This is a genomic window from Pseudomonas sp. IPO3778 (assembly GCF_013386825.1).
In the GTDB taxonomy this organism is placed as follows: Bacteria; Pseudomonadota; Gammaproteobacteria; order Pseudomonadales; family Pseudomonadaceae; genus Aquipseudomonas.
Window position 1 is genome coordinate 25,376 of the sequence record NZ_JACARC010000025.1, and the last position, 22,693, is coordinate 48,068.

21 protein-coding genes are annotated in these 22,693 nt (G+C 62.6%); 7 read left to right on the forward strand and 14 right to left on the reverse strand.

The annotated features are described in order from the left end of the window. Positions 1 to 130 precede the first annotated feature (130 nt). On the forward strand, positions 131 to 1,213 hold the full coding sequence (locus HX855_RS11105) for a 3-deoxy-7-phosphoheptulonate synthase (protein ID WP_177089411.1): 1,083 nt from the start codon (positions 131 to 133) through the stop codon (positions 1,211 to 1,213). Between the two features lie 116 nt (positions 1,214 to 1,329). Here the strand turns inward: HX855_RS11105 and HX855_RS11110 are convergent, their stop codons facing one another. The 11 genes from HX855_RS11110 to HX855_RS11160 all read right to left on the reverse strand — a co-directional run bounded on the left by HX855_RS11110 (position 1,330) and on the right by HX855_RS11160 (position 14,565). After that, positions 1,330 to 2,031, reverse strand: coding sequence for an NAD(P)H-dependent oxidoreductase (locus tag HX855_RS11110; RefSeq protein WP_177089412.1), 702 nt, complete (start codon positions 2,029 to 2,031; stop codon positions 1,330 to 1,332). A 9-nt stretch (positions 2,032 to 2,040) separates the two neighbouring features. Then, on the reverse strand, positions 2,041 to 3,660 hold the full coding sequence (locus HX855_RS11115; protein WP_177089413.1) for an ABC transporter ATP-binding protein: 1,620 nt from the start codon (positions 3,658 to 3,660) through the stop codon (positions 2,041 to 2,043). A 2-nt stretch (positions 3,661 to 3,662) separates the two neighbouring features. Then, positions 3,663 to 4,490: an ABC transporter permease gene (locus tag HX855_RS11120; protein WP_177089414.1), complete on the reverse strand. Its 828-nt coding sequence runs from the start codon at positions 4,488 to 4,490 to the stop codon at positions 3,663 to 3,665. Between the two features lie 3 nt (positions 4,491 to 4,493). Next, the gene (locus HX855_RS11125; protein WP_010173705.1) at positions 4,494 to 5,453 is read right to left on the reverse strand and encodes an ABC transporter permease; all 960 of its coding nucleotides are present in this window, start codon (positions 5,451 to 5,453) and stop codon (positions 4,494 to 4,496) included. Between the two features lie 186 nt (positions 5,454 to 5,639). Beyond that, positions 5,640 to 7,226 (reverse strand): ABC transporter substrate-binding protein, encoded by a 1,587-nt coding sequence (locus HX855_RS11130; protein ID WP_177089415.1) that lies wholly within the window; start codon positions 7,224 to 7,226, stop codon positions 5,640 to 5,642. Between the two features lie 12 nt (positions 7,227 to 7,238). Then, complete coding sequence (locus HX855_RS11135; RefSeq protein WP_177089416.1) at positions 7,239 to 8,849, reverse strand: 5-guanidino-2-oxopentanoate decarboxylase; 1,611 nt, start codon at positions 8,847 to 8,849, stop codon at positions 7,239 to 7,241. An 11-nt stretch (positions 8,850 to 8,860) separates the two neighbouring features. Then, the gene (locus tag HX855_RS11140; RefSeq protein ID WP_177089417.1) at positions 8,861 to 10,960 is read right to left on the reverse strand and encodes an acetate--CoA ligase family protein; all 2,100 of its coding nucleotides are present in this window, start codon (positions 10,958 to 10,960) and stop codon (positions 8,861 to 8,863) included. Between the two features lie 18 nt (positions 10,961 to 10,978). After that, on the reverse strand, positions 10,979 to 12,139 hold the full coding sequence (locus HX855_RS11145; RefSeq protein WP_177089418.1) for an acyl-CoA dehydrogenase family protein: 1,161 nt from the start codon (positions 12,137 to 12,139) through the stop codon (positions 10,979 to 10,981). A 41-nt stretch (positions 12,140 to 12,180) separates the two neighbouring features. Continuing rightward, complete coding sequence (locus tag HX855_RS11150) at positions 12,181 to 12,972, reverse strand: enoyl-CoA hydratase/isomerase family protein (RefSeq protein WP_177089419.1); 792 nt, start codon at positions 12,970 to 12,972, stop codon at positions 12,181 to 12,183. A 154-nt stretch (positions 12,973 to 13,126) separates the two neighbouring features. Continuing rightward, on the reverse strand, positions 13,127 to 13,765 hold the full coding sequence (locus HX855_RS11155) for a TetR family transcriptional regulator C-terminal domain-containing protein (protein ID WP_177089420.1): 639 nt from the start codon (positions 13,763 to 13,765) through the stop codon (positions 13,127 to 13,129). Between the two features lie 41 nt (positions 13,766 to 13,806). Further along, positions 13,807 to 14,565, reverse strand: a complete 759-nt coding sequence (locus HX855_RS11160) for a class II aldolase/adducin family protein (RefSeq protein ID WP_177089421.1) — start codon at positions 14,563 to 14,565, stop codon at positions 13,807 to 13,809. Positions 14,566 to 14,697: 132 nt separating this feature from the next. On the opposite strand from HX855_RS11160, the gene HX855_RS11165 reads away from it, so the two are divergent. The 4 genes from HX855_RS11165 (at position 14,698) to HX855_RS11180 (ending at position 18,350) form a co-directional block, all read left to right on the forward strand. Next, complete coding sequence (locus HX855_RS11165; RefSeq protein WP_177089422.1) at positions 14,698 to 16,653, forward strand: FAD-dependent oxidoreductase; 1,956 nt, start codon at positions 14,698 to 14,700, stop codon at positions 16,651 to 16,653. Next, the gene (locus HX855_RS11170; RefSeq protein ID WP_177089437.1) at positions 16,629 to 17,219 is read left to right on the forward strand and encodes a helix-turn-helix domain-containing protein; all 591 of its coding nucleotides are present in this window, start codon (positions 16,629 to 16,631) and stop codon (positions 17,217 to 17,219) included. The genes HX855_RS11165 and HX855_RS11170 overlap by 25 nt, the downstream gene beginning before the upstream one ends. A gap of 121 nt (positions 17,220 to 17,340) precedes the next feature. Beyond that, complete coding sequence (locus tag HX855_RS11175; protein ID WP_177089423.1) at positions 17,341 to 17,547, forward strand: hypothetical protein; 207 nt, start codon at positions 17,341 to 17,343, stop codon at positions 17,545 to 17,547. Then, complete coding sequence (locus HX855_RS11180) at positions 17,535 to 18,350, forward strand: hypothetical protein (protein WP_177089424.1); 816 nt, start codon at positions 17,535 to 17,537, stop codon at positions 18,348 to 18,350. Before HX855_RS11175 ends, HX855_RS11180 begins: the two co-directional genes overlap by 13 nt. Before the next feature lie 14 nt (positions 18,351 to 18,364). On the opposite strand, the gene HX855_RS11185 is transcribed toward HX855_RS11180, so the two are convergent. From HX855_RS11185 to HX855_RS11195, 3 genes are all read right to left on the reverse strand, one after another. Further along, entirely contained in the window at positions 18,365 to 19,120 is a 756-nt protein-coding gene (locus tag HX855_RS11185; RefSeq protein WP_177089425.1) for an outer membrane protein, read from the reverse strand. A gap of 133 nt (positions 19,121 to 19,253) precedes the next feature. Next, positions 19,254 to 19,805, reverse strand: coding sequence for a DUF3455 domain-containing protein (locus tag HX855_RS11190; RefSeq protein ID WP_177089426.1), 552 nt, complete (start codon positions 19,803 to 19,805; stop codon positions 19,254 to 19,256). Positions 19,806 to 19,941: 136 nt separating this feature from the next. After that, entirely contained in the window at positions 19,942 to 20,640 is a 699-nt protein-coding gene (locus HX855_RS11195; protein WP_177089427.1) for a hypothetical protein, read from the reverse strand. 272 nt (positions 20,641 to 20,912) lie between these two features. Between HX855_RS11195 and HX855_RS11200 the strand changes: the two genes are divergently transcribed. Continuing rightward, positions 20,913 to 21,761 carry a hypothetical protein gene (locus HX855_RS11200; protein WP_177089428.1) on the forward strand — a complete coding sequence of 283 codons (849 nt, stop codon included), beginning with the start codon at positions 20,913 to 20,915 and terminating at the stop codon, positions 21,759 to 21,761. 43 nt (positions 21,762 to 21,804) lie between these two features. Then, positions 21,805 to 22,683, forward strand: a complete 879-nt coding sequence (locus tag HX855_RS11205; RefSeq protein WP_177089429.1) for a DUF3365 domain-containing protein — start codon at positions 21,805 to 21,807, stop codon at positions 22,681 to 22,683. The last annotated feature ends 10 nt before the right edge of the window (positions 22,684 to 22,693 follow it).

The following is a 22,693-nucleotide window of genomic DNA, read 5'->3' on the forward strand; positions in this document are numbered from 1 at the left end:
AGCCTGCCGCCTCCGATCGGTCACCTATTGGTGGCAAGCCAACACACGTAGCCAATACGGCCAATTGTCGAACACCCCAGTAGGGCCGAGCGTGCGGGAACCGCCCGCCGCTTGCCCAGGAAGCCCGAATATGAACTCTTCGATCGCCGCTCTGCCTGTTTCTACCCTGTCCTGCGCCAATGAAGCGCTGACCCAGCGTTTGCCCAGTTCCCTGGAGCTCAAGCACCAACTGCCCCTGAGCCCGTTCCTCAACGAACAGATCCACGCCCATCGCCAAGCCGTGCGCGCCATCCTCAAGGGCGAAGATTCACGCCTGCTGGTGATCGTCGGCCCGTGCTCGATCCACGACCCGGAATCGGCCATGGAATACGCCCGCAACCTGAAAAAACTGGCCCATGAAGTCAGTGACCAGATGCTGCTGGTGATCCGCGCCTACGTCGAAAAACCCCGCACCACCATCGGCTGGAAAGGCCTGGCCTACGACCCGCACCTGGACGGCAGCGACGACATGGCCGCCGGCCTGACCCTGTCCCGGGAACTGATGCGCGAAATGCTGCGCCTGGGCTTGCCGGTCGCCACCGAATTGCTGCAACCGATGGCTGCCGGCTACTTCGATGACCTGCTGAGCTGGGTCGCCATTGGCGCGCGCACCACCGAATCGCAGATCCACCGCGAAATGGCCAGCGGCCTCGGCATGCCCGTGGGCTTCAAGAACGGCACCGACGGCGGTGTGGCCATCGCCTGTGACGCCATGCGCTCCGCCGCTCACCCGCACCGCCACTTCGGCGTCGACAGCCAGGGGCATCCGGCAATCATTCAGACACCGGGTAACCCCGACACCCACCTGGTGTTGCGCGGCGGCCACCGTGGGCCGAACTACAATCGCCAGAGCGTGGCCCAGGTTCACGCCGACCTGGCCAAGAGCAAAGTGGCACCGCGGATCATGGTCGATTGCAGCCACGCCAACAGCGGCAAAGACCCGCTGCGCCAACCGGCGGTGTTCAACGATGTGCTGGAGCAGCGCCTGCAGGGCGACACGTCGCTGATCGGCATGATGATCGAAAGCCACCTGTTCGAAGGCTGCCAGCCTTTGAGCCCGTCGATGAAATACGGCGTGTCGATCACCGACGGCTGCCTGGGCTGGGACGGCACCGAGCAGTTGCTGCGCAGTGCGGCCGAGCGGTTGCGGGCGCACAATCCCGGCGGACAATGAAGATCAAATGTGGGAGCTGGCTTGCCTGCGATAGCGGTGTATCAGTTACCTAATAGGCTGACTGATGCACCGCCATCGCGGGCAAGCCCGGCTCCCACAGTGGATCTTCACTGAGTTCAAGACAGTGGATACAGCGCCTCATCAAACTGCTCCAGTTTGGGAAACACCAACGGCTGGTCATCCGCCAGCCCTTCCAGCCGCTGCCGGTAACGGTGCAGGAATTCCTGCCGCGCCTCGGCGCTGATGTACGGCACATGCCACGCCACAAACGGCTCCAGCACCTCAAACCCCACATACGCCAGCGTGCCACGCAAAATCGGCCGCAGCATATCCGCAAGCGGTCCATGAATCGCCCCCTCGCCAAACATATGCTCGCGCCCGCCGAGGGTGACCGTCACCAGCGCTTTCTTGCCGGCGAGCCCGCCCTGATCATAAAAGCGCTTGCCGCCGTAACACACGCCCGACACCAGCACCCGGTCAATCCAGCCCTTGAGCATGGCCGGCGCGGAGAACCAGAAGATCGGGAAGTTGAAGATCAGCAGATCGGCCCACAGCAGTTTGTCCAGTTCCTGCTGGATATCCGCCGCGATCGACTGGCTTTTCACCCCCAGTCGCTGCTCCAGGGCATACACCAGGTACTCGGGATTCTCCCGCGAGGTGAAGTCCGAGGCGCTGGCCACCGGGTTCCAGTTCATCGCGTACAAATCACTGACCTGCACCTCATGCCCCTGGGCCTGTAATGTACTAGCAGCCAGGTCACGCAAGGCCGCGGTAAACGACTGCGGCTCCGGGTGGGCGTGGACAATCAAAACCTTCATATCAGTTCCTCAAGAAGTCAGTGCGGCCCGTTCGGCCAGCAAATGGTCGAGCCAGTCGGGGTCCATCTCCGGCTCCGATGAAAACAGCAGGCCGGTGTAGTCCTGGTACGGCGGGGTGAAGATCGCGCTGCGGCTGCCCCGGTCCACCACCCTTCCGCGCTGCATCACCACCACCTCGTCGGCGATCGCGCGCACGGTCGCCACATCGTGGGTAATAAACAGGTAGGCCACGCCCAACTGCTGCTGGATACGGTTGAGCAGTTTCAGCACGCCCTCGGCCACCAACTGATCCAGGGCGGAGGTCACTTCATCGCAGATGATCAGTTGCGGGTCGGCCGCCAGGGCGCGGGCGATGCAAATCCGCTGCTTCTGGCCGCCGGACAGCTCCCGGGGCTGGCGCTCCATGAACGTGGCCGGGTCCAGTTCGATCATCTCCAGCAACTCGGCGACCCGGGCGCGCATGGCCTTGCCCTTGAGGCCAAGGTAAAAGGTCAGCGGTCGGCCGATGATGTCGACGATGCGTTGGCGCGGGTTCAGTGCGGTATCCGGGATCTGGTAGATCATCTGGATTCGCCGCAACTGCTCCTTGCTGCGCCGACGAAAGTCCGCCGGCAACGCTTCGCCGTCATACAGCACCTGCCCCGCCGTGGCCGGCAACAGCCCGGTAATCAACCGCGCCGTGGAGCTTTTGCCGCTGCCGGACTCACCAATCACCGCCAGCGTCTGGCCGCGATACAGGCTCATCGACACGTCATGCAGCACCGGCTGATGCCCGTAGCTGGCGCACACCTGGCGCACTTCCAGCAACGGCACTTGCTGCTCGGGACAGGCCTTGGGCTCAGTGCGAAAACTGCGTACCGCCCACAGGGACTTGGTGTAGTCCTGTTGCGGGGCGCTGAGCATGGTGCGGGTCTCGGCTTCCTCCACCAACTTGCCGTGGCGCAACACCATGATGCGGTCGGCCATTTGCGCAACCACCGCCAGGTCATGGCTGATATACAGCGCGGCACTGCCGAAGGTTTTCACCGCATCGCGGATCGCCGCCAGCACCTCGATCTGTGTGGTGACGTCGAGGGCCGTGGTGGGTTCGTCGAAGATAATCAGGTCGGGATGGCAGGCCATCGCCATGGCCGTCATCACCCGTTGCAGCTGCCCGCCAGACACCTGGTGCGGGTAACGTTGGCCGATGGTTTCCGGATTGGGCAGGCGCAGCACACGGTACAGCTCCACTGCCTCGCGTTCGGCCTCGGCACGGCTAATGCCACCGTTGATCACGGCGGTCTCCACATGCTGGTCAATCAGCCGGTGGGCCGGGTTGAAGGACGCGGCAGCGCTCTGGGCCACATAGGCAATGCGCAGCCCCCGCAGCTTTCGCAAGGCTTCGGGTTTGGCCTGCAACAGCTGGATGCCGTCAAAGCACACCGAGCCACCGGTGATGCGGCAACCGTCGCGGGCAAAGCCCATGGCCGCCAGGCCCAACGTCGATTTACCCGCGCCGGATTCCCCAATCAACCCCAACACCTCGCCCCGCTGCAAGGTCAGGTCGATACCCTTGATCAGTGGATGCCAGGCCTCCTCGTAATGCCCTTCAATCTGCAGGTTGCGGATTTCCAGCAATGGCTTGTCCATCCTCAACACTCCTTCAGGCCGCTGGATTTATGCAGCATCCAGTCGACGACAAAATTCACGCTGACGGTGATCAACGCCACCGCCAGGGCCGGCAGCAACGGGCTGATGTCGCCGAAGGTGATCAGCACCGCGTTGTCGCGGACCATGCTGCCCCAATCGGCGGTGGGCGGTTGAATGCCCAGGCCGAGGAACGACAGCGCGCTGATAAACAAAAACACAAAGCAGAAGCGCAGGCCGAACTCGGCAATCAACGGGGCGGCGGCGTTGGGCAGCACTTCACGGGTGACCAGCCACCACAGCCCCTCCCCGCGCAAGCGCGCGGCTTCGACAAAGTCTTGCACCACCACGGTCATCGCCACGGCCCGGGACAGGCGGAACACCCGGGTCGAGTCCAGCAGGGCAATCACCAGCACCAGCGAAGTGGCGTTGGTGCCCACCACGCTGAGGATCAGCAAGGCGAAGATCAGTTGCGGGATCGCCATCAGGATGTCCACCACCCGTGACAACCCTTGATCGACCCAGCCACCCTTGATCGCCGCAATCAAGCCGCTCAAGCCACCCAGCAAAAACGCCAGCACCGTGGTCAGGAATGCAATGCCCAGGGTATTGCGCGCGCCATACACCAGGCGGCTGAACATATCCCGCCCAAGGTTATCGGTGCCCAGCAAAAACTGGCCGCTCCAGGGCGCAAACCCGTCGCCCACCACCTGGGTTTCGCCATAAGGCGCCAGCACCGGTGCAAACAGCGCCACCAGCACGTACAGCACGATGATCAGCAGGCCGAACTTCGCGCTCAATGGCGCCTTGGCCAGTTGTGTGAGAAGGCTCATGGTCTACCCCTTGGGATGCATCAGGCGTGGGTTGGTGGCGATGGACAGCACATCGGCGCCGGTGTTGAGCAGGATGTAGGTGGCGGCGAAGATCAGGCTGCAGGCCTGCACCACCGGGATATCGCGCTTGGACACCGAGTCCACCAGCAACTGCCCGAGCCCCGGGTACACAAACACCACTTCGACCACCACCACGCCTACCACCAGATACGCCAGGTTGAGGGCGATCACGTTGACGATCGGCGCCAGCGCATTGGGCAACGCGTGGCGCCAGATAATCCGCGACTGGCTGATGCCCTTGAGCCGGGCCATTTCGATGTAGGGGCTCGCCAGCAGGTTGATCAGCGAGGCGCGGGTCATGCGCATCATCTGCGCGATCACCACCAGGCTCAGGGTGGCCACCGGCAGCACCGAGCGTTCGAGGATGGTGCCGAATGACGCGTCCGGCGCCAGGTTGGACAGGCTGGGAAACCAGCCGAGCTTGACCGAAAACACCAGGATCAGCAGGTACGCGACGAAGAACTCGGGGAACGACACCGCACTCAGGGCCGAGGTGTTGAGCAGGCGGTCGAACCAGCTGTTGCGGTACAGCGCAGCGAGCATGCCCAGCACCAGCGCCAAAGGCACCGAGACCAACGCGGCCAGTGCCGCCAGGCGCAAGGTGTTACCCAGGCGTGCGCCGATCAGCTCGGCGATGGGCCGCTGGTTGGCCAGAGAGGCACCAAGGTCGCCGTGCAGAAGGCGCAACAGCCATTGCACGAAGCGGCTCAGGGGCGGCAGGTCCAGGCCCAATTGGGCGCGGAAGGCCGCCACGGTTTCCGGCGTGGCCGACTGGCCGAGCATGGCCTGGGCGATATCCCCGGGGAGCATGCCCACGGCCAGGAAGATGATCACCGACACGGCGAACAACGACAGCAGGCCGAGAGCGAGGCGTTGGAGTACCAGCTTGAATAGGCTATTCATGTTCGGTTCTCATGAGTTGAGCATTTTCCTGATGGCCACACATTTCCCCTGTGGGAGCTGTCGAGCTTTAGCGAGGCTGCGATGCAGACGCTGCGGTTTAACAGGACACCGCGGTGATGCCATCGCAGGCAAGCCAGCTCCCACACTTGGTTTTCATTGCCTGAGCGATAGCGTTCGACACAAGAATCACGCCTGCCACCACCGCTCAATCAGCCGCAACCCATCCAGTTCCCCATACGGCGCCGTCAGCGGTCCATGGCTGACGCGGTTCGAGCGTGCCGCCACGGAGCTGGCAAACAACGGCACAATCGCCCCGCCATCGTCCCGGCACAGGCTCTGCATTTCGTTGTACATGTCCTGGCGCAGCGGCGCGTTCATCTCCCCGCGCGCCGCGTTGAGCAACTGGTTGAAGCGCGGGTTATCCCAATGGGTTTCGTTCCAGGCCGCGCCCTTGGCGTAGCCGATGCTGAACATGCGGTCGGCGGTCAGGCTGCTGTACCAGAACGAGGTGGTGAACGGCTGCTTCATCCAGACGTTGGAGAAGAACCCGTCCGCCGGCTCGCGCACCACGTCGATATCAATCCCGGCCTGTCGCGCCTGTTCCTTGAACAGCACCGAGGCGTCCACCGCGCCGGTGTAGGCGGCGTCGGAGGCTTGCAGGCGCACCTTGAGGGACTCGACACCGGCCTTGCGCAGGTAGAACCGTGACTTGTCCGGGTCGTAGGTGCGTTGCTCCAACGCGGCGTTGATAAAGCGGCTGCCGGGCTGGATCGGATGGTCGTTGCCCACCAGGCCATAGCCATGCAGCACCGAGGCCAGCAGGGTTTCGCGGTTGATCGCATGTTTCATCGCCATGCGAATGTCGTTGTTCTTGAACTCGTTGCTGTCGCACAACATCGGGAAGGTGTAGTGCTGGGCGCCCTTGGTTTCTTCGATCACCAGCGTGGGGTTGCGCTTGAGCAGGGCCACGGTTTTCAGGTCGACCTTGTTGATCACATCCACTTGCCCGGTAACCAGCGCATTGACCCGCGCCGCGCCGTCGGCAATGGCGATCAGCTCGGCACTGGCGAAATGCGCCCTTCCCTGTTTCCAGTAACCGGGGTTGCGCTCCAGGTCCATGCGCACGCCGGGCTCGAAGCTTTTCAGGCGGTAACCACTGGTGCCGATCCCGGCCTGCCAGTCGGCCACGCCATCCTTGGCCGGCATGATCACCAGGTGATAATCGGCAACCACGTAGGCGAAATCGGCGTTACCCGAATGCAGTTCGAACACCACCGCATCGCTGCCCTTGGCACTGACGCTGGCCACATCACCGATCACCGTCTTGGCCGCCGAGGTGGAGTTGGCCGCCAGGTGGTGGTTGATCGAGGCCACCACGTCGTCAGCGGTCAGGCTTTTGCCGTTATGGAAGGTCACGCCCTGGCGCAGCTTGAAGGTCCAGATCCGCGCGTCGGGAGTTGACTCGAAACTTTCGGCCAGTTCGGGGATGGCGGTGCCGTCCACGGCGATTTCGGTGAGGGTGTTGTACACCGCCGAAAAGCCGACGAAGGTGAAGGTGTCGACCCAGGAACCCGGGTCACGGGAGTCGGTGGTGCTGCCCCCGGCCAGGCCCATGCGCAGTACGCCACCCGGCTTGGGCACGGCCTCTTCGGCAAAGGCCGGCAGCGGCAGGCCCATGGAGAACGCAGCGGCCACGGCACCGGCGACGGCGCTGTGTTTGAGGAAGTCCCGTCGGTGCATCGCTTGAGTCATTTTGTTGTTGTTTTCACTCATGGTGTTGCTCCTCTAAAGGTTCACACAGGCATGCTTCAACTCGATCAAGGTCACGCCGTTGCGCTTGAAACCGTTACGCAAATCCGTCTGCAGCTCATCCAGGTTCTGTGGCTCGCTGACCGTACAACCGAATGCCCGCGCCAACGCGGCGAAGTCCGGGTTGCGCGGCAGGACGCCGATGGGTTCGATGTCCAGGCTCAGCATGTCGTCGCGAATTTGCCCCAGGGCATCGTTGTTCCACAGCAACACCACCAGCGGGCTGTCCAGTTCTTCCACCGCGGTGGCCAGCTCCTGGGCGGTGTAGAGAAAGCCGCCGTCGCCCACCAGCACCAGGCCAGGCCGTTCAGGTGCGCCGAACTTGGCGCCGATCCCGGCCGGCAAGCCATAGCCCAAGGTGCCGTAGCCGGTGGGGTGCAACCAGCTGCGGATGGCGTTGCTGGGGAAGGCGTAGTTGCCGGTGTAGGCCAACTGGGTCATGTCACTGCTGATGAAGGCGTTGGCCGGCAGCTCAGCGGCCACACGGTCGAGAATGGCCTGGTGAATCCGCTGCAACGGACCATGGCCGCTGCTGACTGCCTGGCGTAATGCCGCGACCGCTTTGGTCGCCGCATCGGCGTTACGCGGCGTGGCCGGCAGGCGTTCCAGCAGGGCCTGCGCGGTGTGTTGGGCATCACCGAGCAACGCCACGGCACAGGGATAAAAATCGTTGAACTTGCGCGGGTCGATATCCACCCGCAGCAGCTCGCCATTAATCGGCAGGCGTTCGCGCCAGAAATCGGTATCGGCCATTTCGGTGCCAATGGCCAACACCACATCCGCCTCAGCAATAAGCTGCCAGCCGGGCTCGACGCACAAGGTGGAACCGGCATTCAGCGGATGCTCCACCGGCAGCAATCCCTTGCCGGCCACGCTGCTGAAAAACGGCGCCGCCAATTGCGTACTCAAGCGCTGCAACGCGTTCGCCGCCGACAGCGCGCCGCCACCGCCAATGATCATCGGACGCTTGGCCGCAGCCAGTTTCGCCACCGCCTGATCAAGGCGTTCAGCCGACGGCACACCGCGCCCGCCGCGGCGCACCACTTCATGGCTCCAGTCTCGTTTGATCGGCGCCGACAGCACATCCAGCGGCACCGAAATATGCACTGGCCGTGGCCGCTCACTGTCGAACACCGAGTAGGCCCGCGCGATCAACTCCGGCAGGTCCTCAGCACTCAACGCCACCGCCGAAAACGCGGTGATGGGCGCGGTCATCGCCCGCTGGTCCTGGGTTTCATGCAGGCAACCCCAGCCCTTGCCGAGGCTGGCGGTGTGGTTGACGCTGGAAATCACCAGCAGCGGAATCGAGTCGGCATACGCCTGGCCGATGGCCGTCGCCGCATTGGTCACCCCCGGCCCGGTGATGATGAAACACACCCCCGGCTTGCCGCTGACCCGGGCGTAACCGTCCGCCATGAAGCCGGCGCCCTGCTCGTGGCGGGTCAACACATGCCGAATGCCACTGCCGGGCAAGCCGCGATACAGCTCCAGGGTATGCACACCGGGAATTCCGAACACAGTGTCGACGCCATAGTTGGCCAGCAATCGCACCAGGGCCTGGCCGCCCGTCAAGGTTTTACTTTGCATTGTCATCTCCTTCACGCCTGGGCGAGACGGATCAATGCATCGACCGCCGTGGCGCCCCGGGCATTGACCAGCAATGGGTTTACATCCAGTTCCAGCAACTGCCCCGCGTTGGCGCAGGCGTAGTCGGCCACCGCCCGAATGGCCGCCACCAGCGCTTCCATATCGGCCCCCTCACGCCCGCGAAAACCTTGCAGCAATGCGGCGCTGCGCAGGCTGAGCACGGCATTGCGGATCGCATCATCGGTGGTTGGCAGCAGCAGGCTGCGGCTGTCCTTGAGCAGTTCCACGAGGATTCCACCGGCGCCGATCACCAACGCCAGGCCAAAGTCGTTTTCACGCTTGATGCCCACAATCAGCTCCGCCAACGGTGGCGTGGCCATGGACTCCAGCAGCAGGTGATCAAGTGGAACATCCGGCGCGTAGGCGGCGATTTGCTCGCGCATCTGGGCCAGGGCGGCGCTCAAGGCGAGGCCGTCCCGCAGGTTGAGCGCCACGGCACCGGCCTCGGTTTTGTGCGGCAGGTGTGCACTGACGGCCTTGAGTACCAGCGGGTAGCCCAACCTGCCGGCATCGGCAATCGCCCGCGCCGGCGTGCTCAAGACACCGGCCGGCGTGGTCAATCCGAACGCCCGCAGCGCTTGCTTGGAGTCCCACTCGTTAAGCGACTGGCCGTGCTCTTCAAGGGCTTGCGGGCACAGCGGAACCAGTATCGACTCCCCCCGCGCCAGCAACGCCCGGCGATTGTTCTGGTAACCGGCAATCCGGCCCCAGGCCGCCAGCGCGTCTTCCACCCCTTGCAACGCCGCAACGCCTTGGGCATGCAGGCGCTCGCGAGCGTGGGCCGGCAGCAATTCGGGGAATGCCGAGGTGACAAACCCGGTCTTGCCGTGGCGAGTCAGCGCGCCGCAAAACAGCTCCAGCAGCAGGTCGCATTCCTTGCGTTCACCGGTAAATTCAGCGGGGTAGTCGAGCACCAGCATTGCCGCATCCGCTTCGGTGCGCAGTGCGGTGTCGAGCATGGCGTTGAGGGCTTCACTGTTGCCCCAGATGGCCGTGGTGAAATCCAGCGGGTTGACCAGGTTGGCGTAGCTGGGCAGCACCTGCGCCAGTTCCGAACGCTGGCCTTCATCGAGTTTCGGCAGGCTCAGCTCGTTGCGCTCGGCGTAGTCGGCAATCAACCCGGCATCGCCACCGGAACAAGCCAGGGCGATCAGGCTGTTGCCCGCCGGCAAATTCCCGCAGGCCGCCGCTTTCAGGGTTTCGACAAAACTCACCGGCCCGCTGACCCGGATCACACCCAGGCGTGCAAACAGGCTGTCGTACAGTGCATCGGAGCCCGACAACGAACTGGTATGACTCAAGGCCAACTCGGCGCCGATCTGTGACACGCCGGTTTTCAGGGCGATGATCGGAATACCCTTTTCCAGCGCCTTGTGAGCCGCGCGAGCGAACCCCGGCACATTCTTCAGGCCTTCCAGGTGCAAGCCGATGGCCGTGACGCGCGGCTCATCCAGCAGCACATCCATCAGCTCGGCGACCCCCAATTGCGCCTGGTTGCCCACCGACGCCATATAGGCCACCGGCAGCGAACGGTCGCTCATGGACAGGTTGTAAGCGAAGTTGCCGCTCTGGGTCAGTACCGCAACGCCCTTCTCCACCGGCTTGCCGCCATGGGCCACCGGCCACAGTGCAGAACTGTGCAGGTAATCCAGCAGGCCGTAGCAATTGGGCCCCAGCAGCGCCATCTCTCCGGCCGCCTTGAGCAATTGTTGCTGCAAGGCCTGGCCTTCGGCGCCGGTTTCGGCAAACCCGGAGGCGTAGCAGATGGCGCCACCGGTGCCGATGGCCGCCAGTTCGGCGACGCAGGTCAGGGTCAGCTCACGGTTGGTGGCGATAAACACGGCGTCCGGGCCGCACGGCAAATCCGCCACGCGGCGCACGCAGGGAATGCCGTCGAGGCTGTCATGCTGGGGGTTGACCAGCCACATCGGGCCGTCAAAACCGCCCTCGGCGCAGCGCTTGAGGGCGCGGGCCATGCTGCGTCCACCGACAAACGCCAGGTGACGGGGCGCCAGCAGGCGCTTGAGGTTGTCGCGAATAGCCTGGGACATAAGCGTTCTCCGACCCGATCAACGCAACAGTGGCCGCAACAGTTCGCGGGCAATAATGTGCCGCTGGATTTCCGAAGTGCCTTCCCAGATCCGTTCGATCCGCGCGTTGCGCCAGATGCGCTCCACCGGCCCTTCATCCATCAAGCCCATGCCGCCGTAAATCTGCACGGCCTCATCGGCGACCTTGCCCAGCACTTCGCTGGCAAACAGTTTGGCCATGCCGGCCTCGCCATCGGTCATGGTGCCCTGGTCCATCTTCCAGGCGGTGTTCAGGGTCAGCAGCTCGGCCGCACGAATCTGCGTGGCCATGTCGGCAAGCTTGAACGAGATGCCTTGATAGGTGCCGATGGGCTGGCCGAACTGTTTGCGGTCGGCGGCCCATTGCAAGGACACGTCCAGTGCACGCTGGGCCTGGCCCACGCAGTTGGCCGCGACCATTACCCGCCCGGCCGTCAGCCAGGCGTTGGCCACATCCCAGCCCTTGCCGACTTCGCCGAGGACTTTGGAGGCCGGCACGCGGCAGTCGTCGAAGAACATTTCATAGGTGTGGTAGCCGCGGTTGCTGACGCACTTGGGGCCCCGGCGAATGGTCATGCCCGGCGTGCCACGGTCCACCAGGAACGACGTCACCGCGTTGCGCTGGCGGCCGTTGTGTTCGTAGGTGTCGGTGACAGCAAACACAATCGCAAAATCGGCGTGGCCGGCATGGCTGATGAAGTGCTTGCTGCCGTTCAGCACAAAGTCATCGCCACTGCGCACGGCGCGGGTCTTGATCGCATTGGCGTCGGACCCCGCACCCGGTTCGGTCAGGGCGAAGCAGTCGACCTTCTTGCCCTGCACGCACGGCAACAGGTACTCGCCAATCTGCGCACCGGTGCAGGCCATGAGGATTTTCGACGGCCGGGCGACGAACACGTGCAGCGCCCACGACACCTTCGACAACTCCCGCTCGATCAACGCCTGGGACAGGTAGTCCAGGCCGCCACCGCCAACCTCTTCCGGCATGTTGAAGGCATAGAAACCGGCAGCGATGGCCTTATCACGGATCTGCGCGGCAAGTTCCGGTGAGACCTCATCGGCGCGGTCCACCGCCTCCTCGTGGGGCAACAACTCCTTGGCAACAAAACTGCGTACCGCGTCCACCAACATGTCTTGTTCTTGGCTGGGCTGGAAATTCATGGCGCTACCTGTCGATCGTTCGAGGGTGTTTTGAGGAGGAATCAGTTGCCGGTGAACTTCGCCGGGCGCTTTTCCATCGAGGCGCGCAGGGCTTCAGCACCGTCGGCGCTGCGACCGCACAGCAAACCGGCGGCGAGTTCCGCCTGGAGTTGCTCGGGCAAGCTGCGCTCGGCGCCTTCGCGGATCAGGGTTTTGGTCTGGGCAAAGGCGAACGTCGGGCCGTTGGCCAGGCGCGTGGCCAGCTCGTTGACGTGGGCGTGCAGGTGCTCATCGGCGACGACTTCGCCCACCAGGCCGGCGGCCAAGGCGCGATCGGCGCTCCACAGTTCATCGAGGAACAGCAGGCGCTTGGCCTGTTCGCTGCCGATCAAGCGCGGCAAATGCCAGCTGGCACCGGCGTCCGGCGAGTAGGCCATGCTGGTGTAGCCGGCCTTGAAACGTGCCGATTGCGCGGCCACACGCAGGTCGCAGCACAGGGTCAGGTCCATGCCGGCGCCGACCGCCGTGCCGTTGATGGCGGCGACTGTCGGCTTGTCGAGGGTGTGCAGGCGAGTCATCAGGGCGTGGGCGGTTTCGGTCCAGCCGTAGGTTTCGAGGGCACCACGGGCTTCGGCGTCGGCCCATTCAGCCAGGTCGGCACCGGCGCAGAAGCTGCGACCGCTGCCGGTCAGTACCACCACGCGCACGGCCGGGTCAGTGTTGAAACCGTCCAGCAAGGCATGCAAGTGCTTGAGGCTCGGGATGTCCAGGGCATTGCGCTGGGCGCCGCGATTGAGGGTGATCCAGGCGACGCCTGCTTGCACGTGGGTGAGCACGGACGGATCTACAGTCATGGAATCCTCGAATTATTTTAATTGGCCTGAGGGATGCGACATGGGCCGATACTAAACGAGTGTTCAGCAAGGAGGCAATCGGGTAGCTGCAAATATTTTTCGAGGGGGAATGCCGGCCTGGACATTGCGTCCAGGCGGCGAAGAAAACGTCAGTTCAGGGTTTGGTCTGAAAGCGCTGGCGGCCACCCGCCTGCAGGCCATCGACCCAGGCTTCGCAGATCTGGATGCCCTGCTCCGGGGTGAACGTGCCGGGGTTGAGCCCCGACTCCAGCCACAAACCATCGAGCAAGGCGCTCAAGGCAATCGCGGCCAAATCCCCATCGAAGCGCTCCCAGGCTTCTTCTGCGGCCATGTCCACCAGGGCCGAACGCATGATGGTGCGGTACTCGCCATAGGAATGTTCGTGAGCCTGGTTGATCGCCGGGGCGGTCTTGACCGCGCCCCAGAACACCAGCCAGGCATCCAGCAGTTGCGGGTCCAGCAGCTCGGGGGAAAACGAGCCGCGAAAAAACGCCGACAAGCGTTCGCGGGGACTGGGTGGTGCCTTGGCCATGGCATCACGCAGCAGGTCCATCACCTGCCGGGTGATCGACCGATAGGCCTCGGCCACCAGTTCATCCTTGCCCGAATAGTGATGACTGATCAGCCCCACCGACACCCCGGCCTCGGCGCTGATCTTGCGGATCGACGCGCCCTGGAAGCCGTCGCGCTTGAGGCAGACCAGCGTTGCCTGGACCAGATTGGCTTTGCGCAACTCCGGTTCCATGCGGGAGAAACGGGATTCCTGGGTCATGAGGCGGTGTCCTTGGGTTGAGTCGGCTGGACGACTCTACCTCACTCCCGGAACCCCGGCGACACCCGATCCAGCAACCGCAGCAATGCCGCCCATGCCAGCTGCATGGCATCCAGGTCCGCCAGCTCACCCTCTTCCAGTGGCCGGCCCGGGTCATTGAACTGGCGCTCGGTGTGTTCGCACACAGCCGCAGGCGGCAGGATCAACTTGCCGCACGCCTGGGCGGCGATCTGGATATCGCAGGCCTTTTCCAGGTAATACATGCGCAGGAACGCCTGGCTGACCGTCTCCCCCACCGTCAACAGGCCATGGTTGCGCAGCATCAACACCGGCTTGTCACCGAGGTCGCGAACCAGGCGTTGTTGCTCGTCCATGTCCAGCGCCACGCCTTCGTAGTCGTGGTAGGCGACCTTGCCGTAGAACTCCATGGAAATCTGGTTCACCGGCAACAACCCGCACTCCAGTGCCGCCACCGCACACCCGGCGCGGGTGTGGGTGTGCAGCACGCACTGGGCGTCTGCGCGGGCCCCGTGAATGGCGCTGTGGATCACAAACCCCGCCGGGTTGACGCCATGGGCCGACGCCTCGACCGCGCGCCCGTCCAGGCCGATTTTTACCAGGCTGGAGGCGGTGATCTCCTCGAACATCAGCCCATAGGGGTTGATCAAAAAGTGGTGCTCGGGCCCCGGGATTCGCACCGAGATATGGGTGAAGATCAGGTCACTCATGCGGAAATGCGCGATCAGCCGGTAGCACGCGGCAAGCTCTTCACGCAGCTGTAATTCGGTGGCCCCAGTCATTTTTTGTGCTCCAGGCGGGTGGGTGATGGGGCTGACGCTAATCCAGTCCCCAGTAAAAAAACAAGTTGATTTTTTACTGAGGCTGACCTCCTATAGAAAAATAACAACAACAGCGCCTGGAGTATCCGCACCATGTCGCCCCATGCCTTTCCGCATCTTTTTGAACCGTTGGTACTGCGCGGCAAACGCCTGAAAAACCGCATCATGTCCAGCGGGCACGACACCTCGATGCCCACCGACAACCGGGTCAACGAGCAATTGATCGCCTATCACCGGGCACGCGCCGAAGGCGGTGTGGGGCTGATTGTGTTGCAGGTGGCCGGCGTGCATGACAGCGCCCGCTACACCTCCCATGTGCTGATGGCCACCGATGACAGTTGCATCGACGGCTACCGCCGACTGGCCGAAACCTGCCATGCCCACGGCACCGTGGTGCTGTCGCAGATTTTCCATCCGGGGCGGGAAATCATGGAATCGGCCGACGGTTTGCTGGCGGTGGCTTACTCGGCCTCCGGGGTGCCCAACGAGCGGTTTCGCGTGATGCCACGCGCCCTTGACCAAGGAATGATCGACGAGATTGTCGCGGGCTATGGCGCGGCGGCGAAGCGCCTGTATCAGGCCGGGATTGACGGTGTGGAGGTGGTCGCCAGCCATGGTTATCTGCCGGCGCAATTTCTCAACCCGCGGGTCAATCGCCGCACCGACGGCTACAACGGCGAGCTGGAACAACGCCTGCGCTTCCTGCGGGAAATCATCGCCGCAGTACGGTCCGCAACCGACGGGCATTTCATTATCGGCCTGCGCATTTCTGCTGATGAGCGCGACCCCGAAGGCCTGACCGAGGAGGACTCCCTGGCCGCCGTGCAACAGTTGCAATCACAGCTGGATTACGTGCACATCGTCGCCGGCACCTCGGCCTCCCTCGGCGGCGCGATCCATATAGTACCGCCCATGGCCATTGCCCCGGCGTACCTGGCGCACGAGGCGGCGACGTTCAAGGCCAGCCTGTCGATTCCGCTGTTCGTCACCGGGCGCATCAACCAGCCCCAGGAAGCCGAACTGATGCTGCAACGGGGCCAGGCCGACGTGTGCGGCATGACCCGCGCGCTGATCTGCGACCCCCGAATGCCCGCCAAAACCTCCAGCGGCCATGCCGAAGATGTGCGGGCCTGTATCGCCTGCAATCAGGCCTGTATCGGTCACTTCCACAAGGGTTTGCCGATCTCCTGCATCCAGCACCCCGAGACCGGCCGCGAGTTACAGTTTGGCCAGTTGCAACCGGCACTGCGGCGCAAGCGCATCATGGTGGTTGGCGGCGGCCCGGCCGGGATGAAGGCGGCAGCGGTGGCCGCCCAGCGCGGGCATGACGTGACCTTGTATGAAGCCAGTGGTCAGTTGGGCGGCCAGGTGCTCCTCGCGCAACTGCTGCCACGGCGCAGCGAGTTCGGCGGCGCCAGCACCAATTTGCAACGGGAAATGGAACTGGCCGGGGTGCGGGTGGTGCGCAATACCCGCGTCGACCGTGAGCGGGTGGAACGCGAACAACCGGATCGCGTGATCATCGCCACCGGCGCCGAGCCCTATTGGCCGGCCTTCGAACGCGGCGGCGAGTTGCAGGTGGTGGACGCCTGGCAAGTGCTGCGCGACGAAGTCCCGTTGGGCCGTTCGGTGGTCGTGGTGGATTGGCGTTGCGACTGGATCGGGCCCGGCATTGCCGAACGCCTGACCCGCGCCGGCCATCAGGTGCAACTGGCAGTGAACGGCACCCATTGCGGGGAAAACCTGCCGCTGTACGTGCGTGATCAACTGGCCGGAGAGCTGCACCGGCTGGGCATCCCGATCATCCCTTACGCCCGCTTGTACGGCTGCGACGACACCACCGTCTACCTGCAACACACCGCCAGCGGCGAGCCGATGCTGCTGGAAAATATCGACACCCTGGTGTTGTGCCAGGGCCATCAGCCGGTGGACACTCTGGGCGCAGAACTGGAAGGCCTGGTGGGGTTCACGCGCATTGGCGACTGCCTGGCACCGCGTACCGCCGAAGAGGCGATTTATGAAGGATTGAAGGCCGCGTGGGACATTTGAACGACCAACCGCCACAACTGTTTCTCGGCACCCGCATCCGTGGCTTGCGCAAGGCGCGAGGCATGACGCTCACCGAATTGGCACAGATGAGCGAATTGACCGCCGGCTACATCAGCCAACTGGAACGCAACCTCGCCTACCCGTCGATCCCGGCACTGTTCAATATCGCCCGCAGCCTGGGCGTGACGATCCAGTGGTTTTTTGCCAGCGAGACCACGCCGGCCCCGCAGGATGAAGGCTTTGTGGTGCGCAAAAACAATCGTCAGAGCATTCGCTATGAAGACGGCATCGTCGACCAATTGCTGACGCCCCTGCCCAATCATCAGCTGGAGATGCTGCATTCGCGTTTTCCGCCGGGGGCCTATAGCCAGCAGAGCTATAGCCATGAGGGTGAAGAAGCCGGTTATGTGTTGAGCGGGGAATTCGAGCTGTGGGTGGGTGAGCGGCATTTTCAGCTGGATGAAGGGGACAGTTTCAGCTTCCCCAGCCGTGAGCCCCATCGGTATGGCAACCCCGGCAAGGTGGATGCGGTGGTGATTTGGGTGATTACGCCGCCGACGTTTTAGGCCGCTGAAGCGAATGGAGACGTTTCCTACGGGAACTGGCGACGCTGGCACGTCGGCCATCAATGGCGGGGCCCACAGCCACTTGCTATAAAAACGACTGCATCTTCTCGAGGTCGTCGCCATGTTTGGATTGTATTCGTTGTTCGCCGGTAAACCGACTCAGGATGACTTGGATACCGTGGAAGCCATCAAGTCAAAAAGAACCATGAGAATCGTGGGCGAATGGGGTATTTCAGTCTCCGCCGAAGAAGTCATGGAATCCGATGCCTACAAAGAAGCGATTCGCCAGGTCCGCAAAATGGAGGCCGATGATTCATGGGCCTGCTGATCATTTTGCCGTTACTGGTCAGCGGTTATCTGGTGTGTATAAAACATCCTTATTACTACTGCCGCCTGCACCGTTTTGAAGGCCAATTACTCTATCTGCACGTTGCACGGCTGGGGTTGGTTTGTCTGGTCGTCGCAACCCTGATAACTGCCTTGCTTCTGGCAGTGTCAAAACAGGCGGTTTATATCGCAGGTCACGAGCTTGCGACAGACTACAGCCGCCATCTTGGTTCCCTGTTGGTTCAACTCGACATCGCCAACGACAAAAATTGCGCTCTTTGGATCTTCCTACTGCAGACCGGACTGACTGCCTTGGTCATTCCTTTTTTCTGGGCAAGGTTTTATGTCAACACAAAGAAAAAAGAACTGAACCTGAAATCGGATGAACAACTTAAATACCGGCTTGCGCTGGGCACTCTTGAAGGCACGCCTTTCAAACTATTGCTCAAAGAATCCATTCAACACTACACCCTGTGCATGTTCAGCTTGAGCGACCGAAAGGTATATGTCGGTATCGTCATATTCGCTGGAGTACCGACAGAGTCCGAGGGAGCAGACCATGCCTTCACCCTCGTCCCAATACTCAGTGGTTACCGGGATAAGGATACGCTGGAAATCACCTTGAATACCCCCTACAGGAACACGAGTTGCGATCCTTCCATCCTGCTGCTCCAGGAAACCGTCGTCTCCGTGACCCGCTTCGACTTCAGCACCTGGAACGCCCTCCGGTCGCAAAAAAACCGAAAGATCCAGATGCACAACTACCGGGCGCGTCCTATCAAAGCCTCAGGCGCCTGCGCCTGAGGCCTTGCTACCGATCAATCAAACTTCCAGTTCAACCCCACCCGCAGCATCTGCCCGTCATTCTTGAATTTCGAGTCATAACCCGTGCCCGCCCCGCCGCTGCCCGGAATCACCGCCACGTTCAGCTTGTCTTCGCCCAGGTCGTAGTACAGGTATTCGGTCTTGATCGACAGGTTTTGCGTGAGCGCCTGTTCGATACCTGCGCCCACCGTGTAGCCCATCTTGAAGTGACTCTGGTCACCGCTGAACTGGGTGTTGCCGGTGGGGCCAAACATATCCACGCTCTGGCTGGTTTCGCCATACGCCAGGCCTGCGGTGCCGTAGATCAACGTATGGTCAAAGGCGTAACCAAAACGACCGCGCAGGGTGCCGAGGTATTTGATCTTCGATTCAAATTGGTTGTTCAGCGCCAGGTGGGTATTCAGTTGCGAGGTACCGATGTTGCGGCTGTCTTGCAGGTCGGTGTGGGAGATATCCGCCTCGACGCCCGCCACCCATTGCCCGAACTGGTAGTTGTAGCCAATCTGCGCGCCGCCGACAAAGCCATTGCGGTCCAGGTCCACCCGGCCCGGACGCGCACCGCCGTTGATATTGGCGATATTCGGTGCCGCCTGCCCTTTGGTATTGACGTCGCCGTCGCCACCAAAGCCAACACCGGCGTTCAAGCCACCGTAGAAACCGGTCCAGTCAGTGGCACCGCTATCAGCCGCCTGGGCACAGGCTGAAGCAACCAGAGAGACAGCCGCGACAGCGAGTAAACGAGTGATCATGTAAAGCTCCTATCATTATGGTTTGAATTGTAGGCACAGCTTCGCCGCGCGCCGATAACCACCGGTGCGAGACAAGAAGACGTTCAGAGGGTGTTACGACCGAGCCGAGCGGCCCGGGGTGAAACGGTAATGACTACTGGCCGAGGAAACGATAGTCGGCGCGGTAAGGCTCCACGTGCAGATCGCCGTCGTGCTCACAACTGCCGCTGAACACGCCGCCTTCGGTGTGCAACCGCTGCACGGCCACCACCGGTGAGAAGCCGCCAACGCCTTGATGGCTCACCACGTCCAGGCGCAACAGCGCAATATCCCGCGCCGTTGCCCCCGGCACCTGGGCCACCACCTTGCCGACCACGGCACTGCGATCATTCAGTTGCCAGGTTGGCCCGGCAAAGTGTCGGCCCACCGTCTTGCCATTGATCATCAACGTCGCCAGTGGCTCGCGAAACTGCCAGGTCAACTGGCCGCCGCTGTCCTTGGCGCAGTTGTAGATCTGCACACCTTCCGCCTGTACGGTCATCAGGACCGTCTTGGCGTCGCCGCTCAACGGGTCAGGCAGGTCCTGGGCTTGTGCCCGCTGGGCATCGATGGCACAGGCGATCAACACCACCAGGCCAATCACTTGCAATGCCAGCAGCGCCAGGCGATGACGGCGTGCCAAAACTTCAGGGTCGGTGTTGCTCATCACGCGCCTGCCGGGGATCGTTTTAAGAAAAGTCAGTGCAATCATCATGAAGTCCGTCTGGGGGTCAATTGTCAGCGTCTGCAGGATGAACAATCTGCCATCAGTTTTTATTCCCGATTATTTTTCAACCGGGGTATTACCAGACTTCAACCTTGAGCTCCGTCAGCCCGTTGCTGGGCATCGGCAACGCCTTGCCGCTGTGCACCACGCCGTGGCGCGGTGATTCGCGCTTGAGGTTCGGCACCGGTATGCGCCCGCCACCGCGCACGGTTTGCGCGCCGTTCATTTGGAATTTGCCATAGGCGAAATTCAGCCCCACGCCGTTCTGGCGCTGGAAATAAATCCACCAGCGGCCTTCCTCGAATTTCATGAACGCAAAGCCCCGAGGGTAGGCATCCTCGCCATAGTCATCAAAGGTCATCGCCGTGGCGAAGCCCAGGCCGTGTCCATCAAAGCGGCTGAGGTATTCCTTGTTCAGGTAATCGCTGCCGCCCTGCACGTGGAACACCCGGTAGGTGGTGTCGTCGATATGATCGATCAGGATCGAGCAGCCACTGAAGTCCGGCGTGAACACGTAGCCCGTGGCACCCGGGTTGGCGGGGATGTCGCAAAAGCTGCCTTGGGGCACCCAATGGCCCATCAGCGGCCGCTCGATCTTGCCGTACTCACCGGGTTTATCCAGGGTGGCCAGGCGGTAGCCGCCAGCTTTGTGGTCGTTCACGTCAAACACGTTGATGCCCGCGATCAATCCCGACGGAATGCGTTTGGCGGTCATGAAGTTCTGTTGCAGGAAGAGCTTGGTGGAGGAAAAAGCGTTCATGCACTGGGTGGTCATAGGTGCTCCTGACGAGAGGAAAGTCATCGGCCTCGCGCCAGCAAAAAGAAGCCGCCTGAATCACGCGAAACCATGAGTAGAACACCCTCCCCCAGTGCTTTATTCCATGATTTTGCTCAATCGGATCCGGCGTAATCCATACGCAAAATTGCCTTATTCCAAGCGCCTCACAACAGGTAGCCTGCGGCCCTGCGATGCCTTGCGCACGCACGACCACCGGCTGCAAGCAGCATCGGTGCCTGACCCCAACTTGCTCGATGACCGGCGCCCACGTGAAGAAACTTTCGATACTCCTATTGCTCGCCGGGCTGTTTCAGCTGCCCCACGTGCTCGCGGCCCCGGCCAACATCGCGGTGATTTCCTTTGCGGAAAAACCCCTGCACCTGATACGTGCCACCACCCTTTACACCATCGGTGCCGGCACGCGCCTGCAAGGTGGCGACATTCTGCAAACCGGCGGCGCCGGCATCCAGATCGAAGGGCTGACGCCGGCCATCGTCGCCCTGGGGCCTGACACGCGCATCCTGATCGCCACCAACAGCAAGGCGTCGCAAATCAACCTGCTCAACGGCTGGTTGAAGCTGCAGCCCGCCAGTGCGAATGCCCACGTCCCCCTGGCAGTCAACGCCGGCGGCCTGGCATTCAACGTCACCAACAGCGCCAGCGTGATCCACGTTGGCCCGCGTCAGACCGAAATGTTCGTCGAAGACGGCAGCCAGTCCGTCACCGAGCTGGACAGCCACGGCAAGGCCGGCCGCACGCTCACCCTGAACCACGAAGACTTCGCACAACGCGCCGGTGATGCCCCGCTCAAGACCGTCGCGCGCCCGGAGCAGGCATTTGTCGACGCCCTGCCCCGGCCCTTCCTCGACCCGCTGGTAGCGCTGGGTAAAAAAGTCCCCGCCGCGCCGGCGCTGAAAAAGGAACGCGACGTCACCTACGAAGACATCGCGCCCTGGGTCGTCAGCCCGCTGAACCTCAGCCAGCAAATGCTCGCCAGCCGCTTCGCCCCGCGCCTCACTGACCCGGCGTTTCGCCAGGCCGTGAAAGCCAACCGCGGCGGCGTGCTGGAGTGGGAGATCGAACTGCTGCGCCTGGAGCGCCGCAAAAACCCTCATTAACGGCCTGCTCGTCGTTCAACCTCGCCTGCACCCAAGGGGCCTTATGAAACTGTCGCTCGCGGTAAAATTCAACGTGGTGTTCCTCGCCGTCTTCGTGGTCGGCTTCATCGCCACCAGCGTCGCCACCCATTACATGCTGCAGCAAAGCGCACGCCGGGAAACCCTGGAAACCGCGCGCCTGCTGATGCGCTCGGCCACCGCCGCCAGCACCTACACCGCCGAGCAAATCGTGCCGCTGCTGGAAAACCGCCTGAAATTCCAGTTCCTGCCGCAGTCGGTGCCCGACTTCGCCGCCATCTCGCACCTGCAGGAATTGCTCAAGTCCTACCCGGACTACGCCTACAAGGAAGCCACCCTCAACCCCACCAACCCCCGGGACCTGGCGGATGATTGGGAAAAAAGCCTGATCAACAACCTGCGCAGCCAGCCCACCACCGATGAACTGGTGGGCGAACGCACCGACAAGGGCGGCCCGTCGCTGTACATCGCGCGGCCGATCCAGATCAAGGACGGCGCCTGCCTGGCCTGCCACAGCACCCCGGACGCGGCGCCCAAAACCATGGTCGACATCTACGGCGCGGTGAACGGCTTTGGCTGGAAACTCAACGACACCCTCGGCGCGCAACTGGTCACGGTGCCGCTGGCCCTGCCGCTGCAGCGGGCCAACAGCATGCTGCACAGCTACATGCTGTCGATGCTGGGGATTTTCGCGGTGCTGTTGGTGGCCTTGAACGTGGCGGTGCACCTGTTTGTCACCCGGCGCCTGCGGCAGATGTCGGCCCTGGCCGATCGGGTCAGCCTCGGTGAAACGGATGTGCCGCCGATGGACGTCAGCGGCAACGATGAACTGGCGCGCCTGGGCCAATCCTTCGGGCGCATGCGCACGAGCCTGGTCAGCGCCATGAAGATGCTTGAGGAGTAGGTGCCCCCCC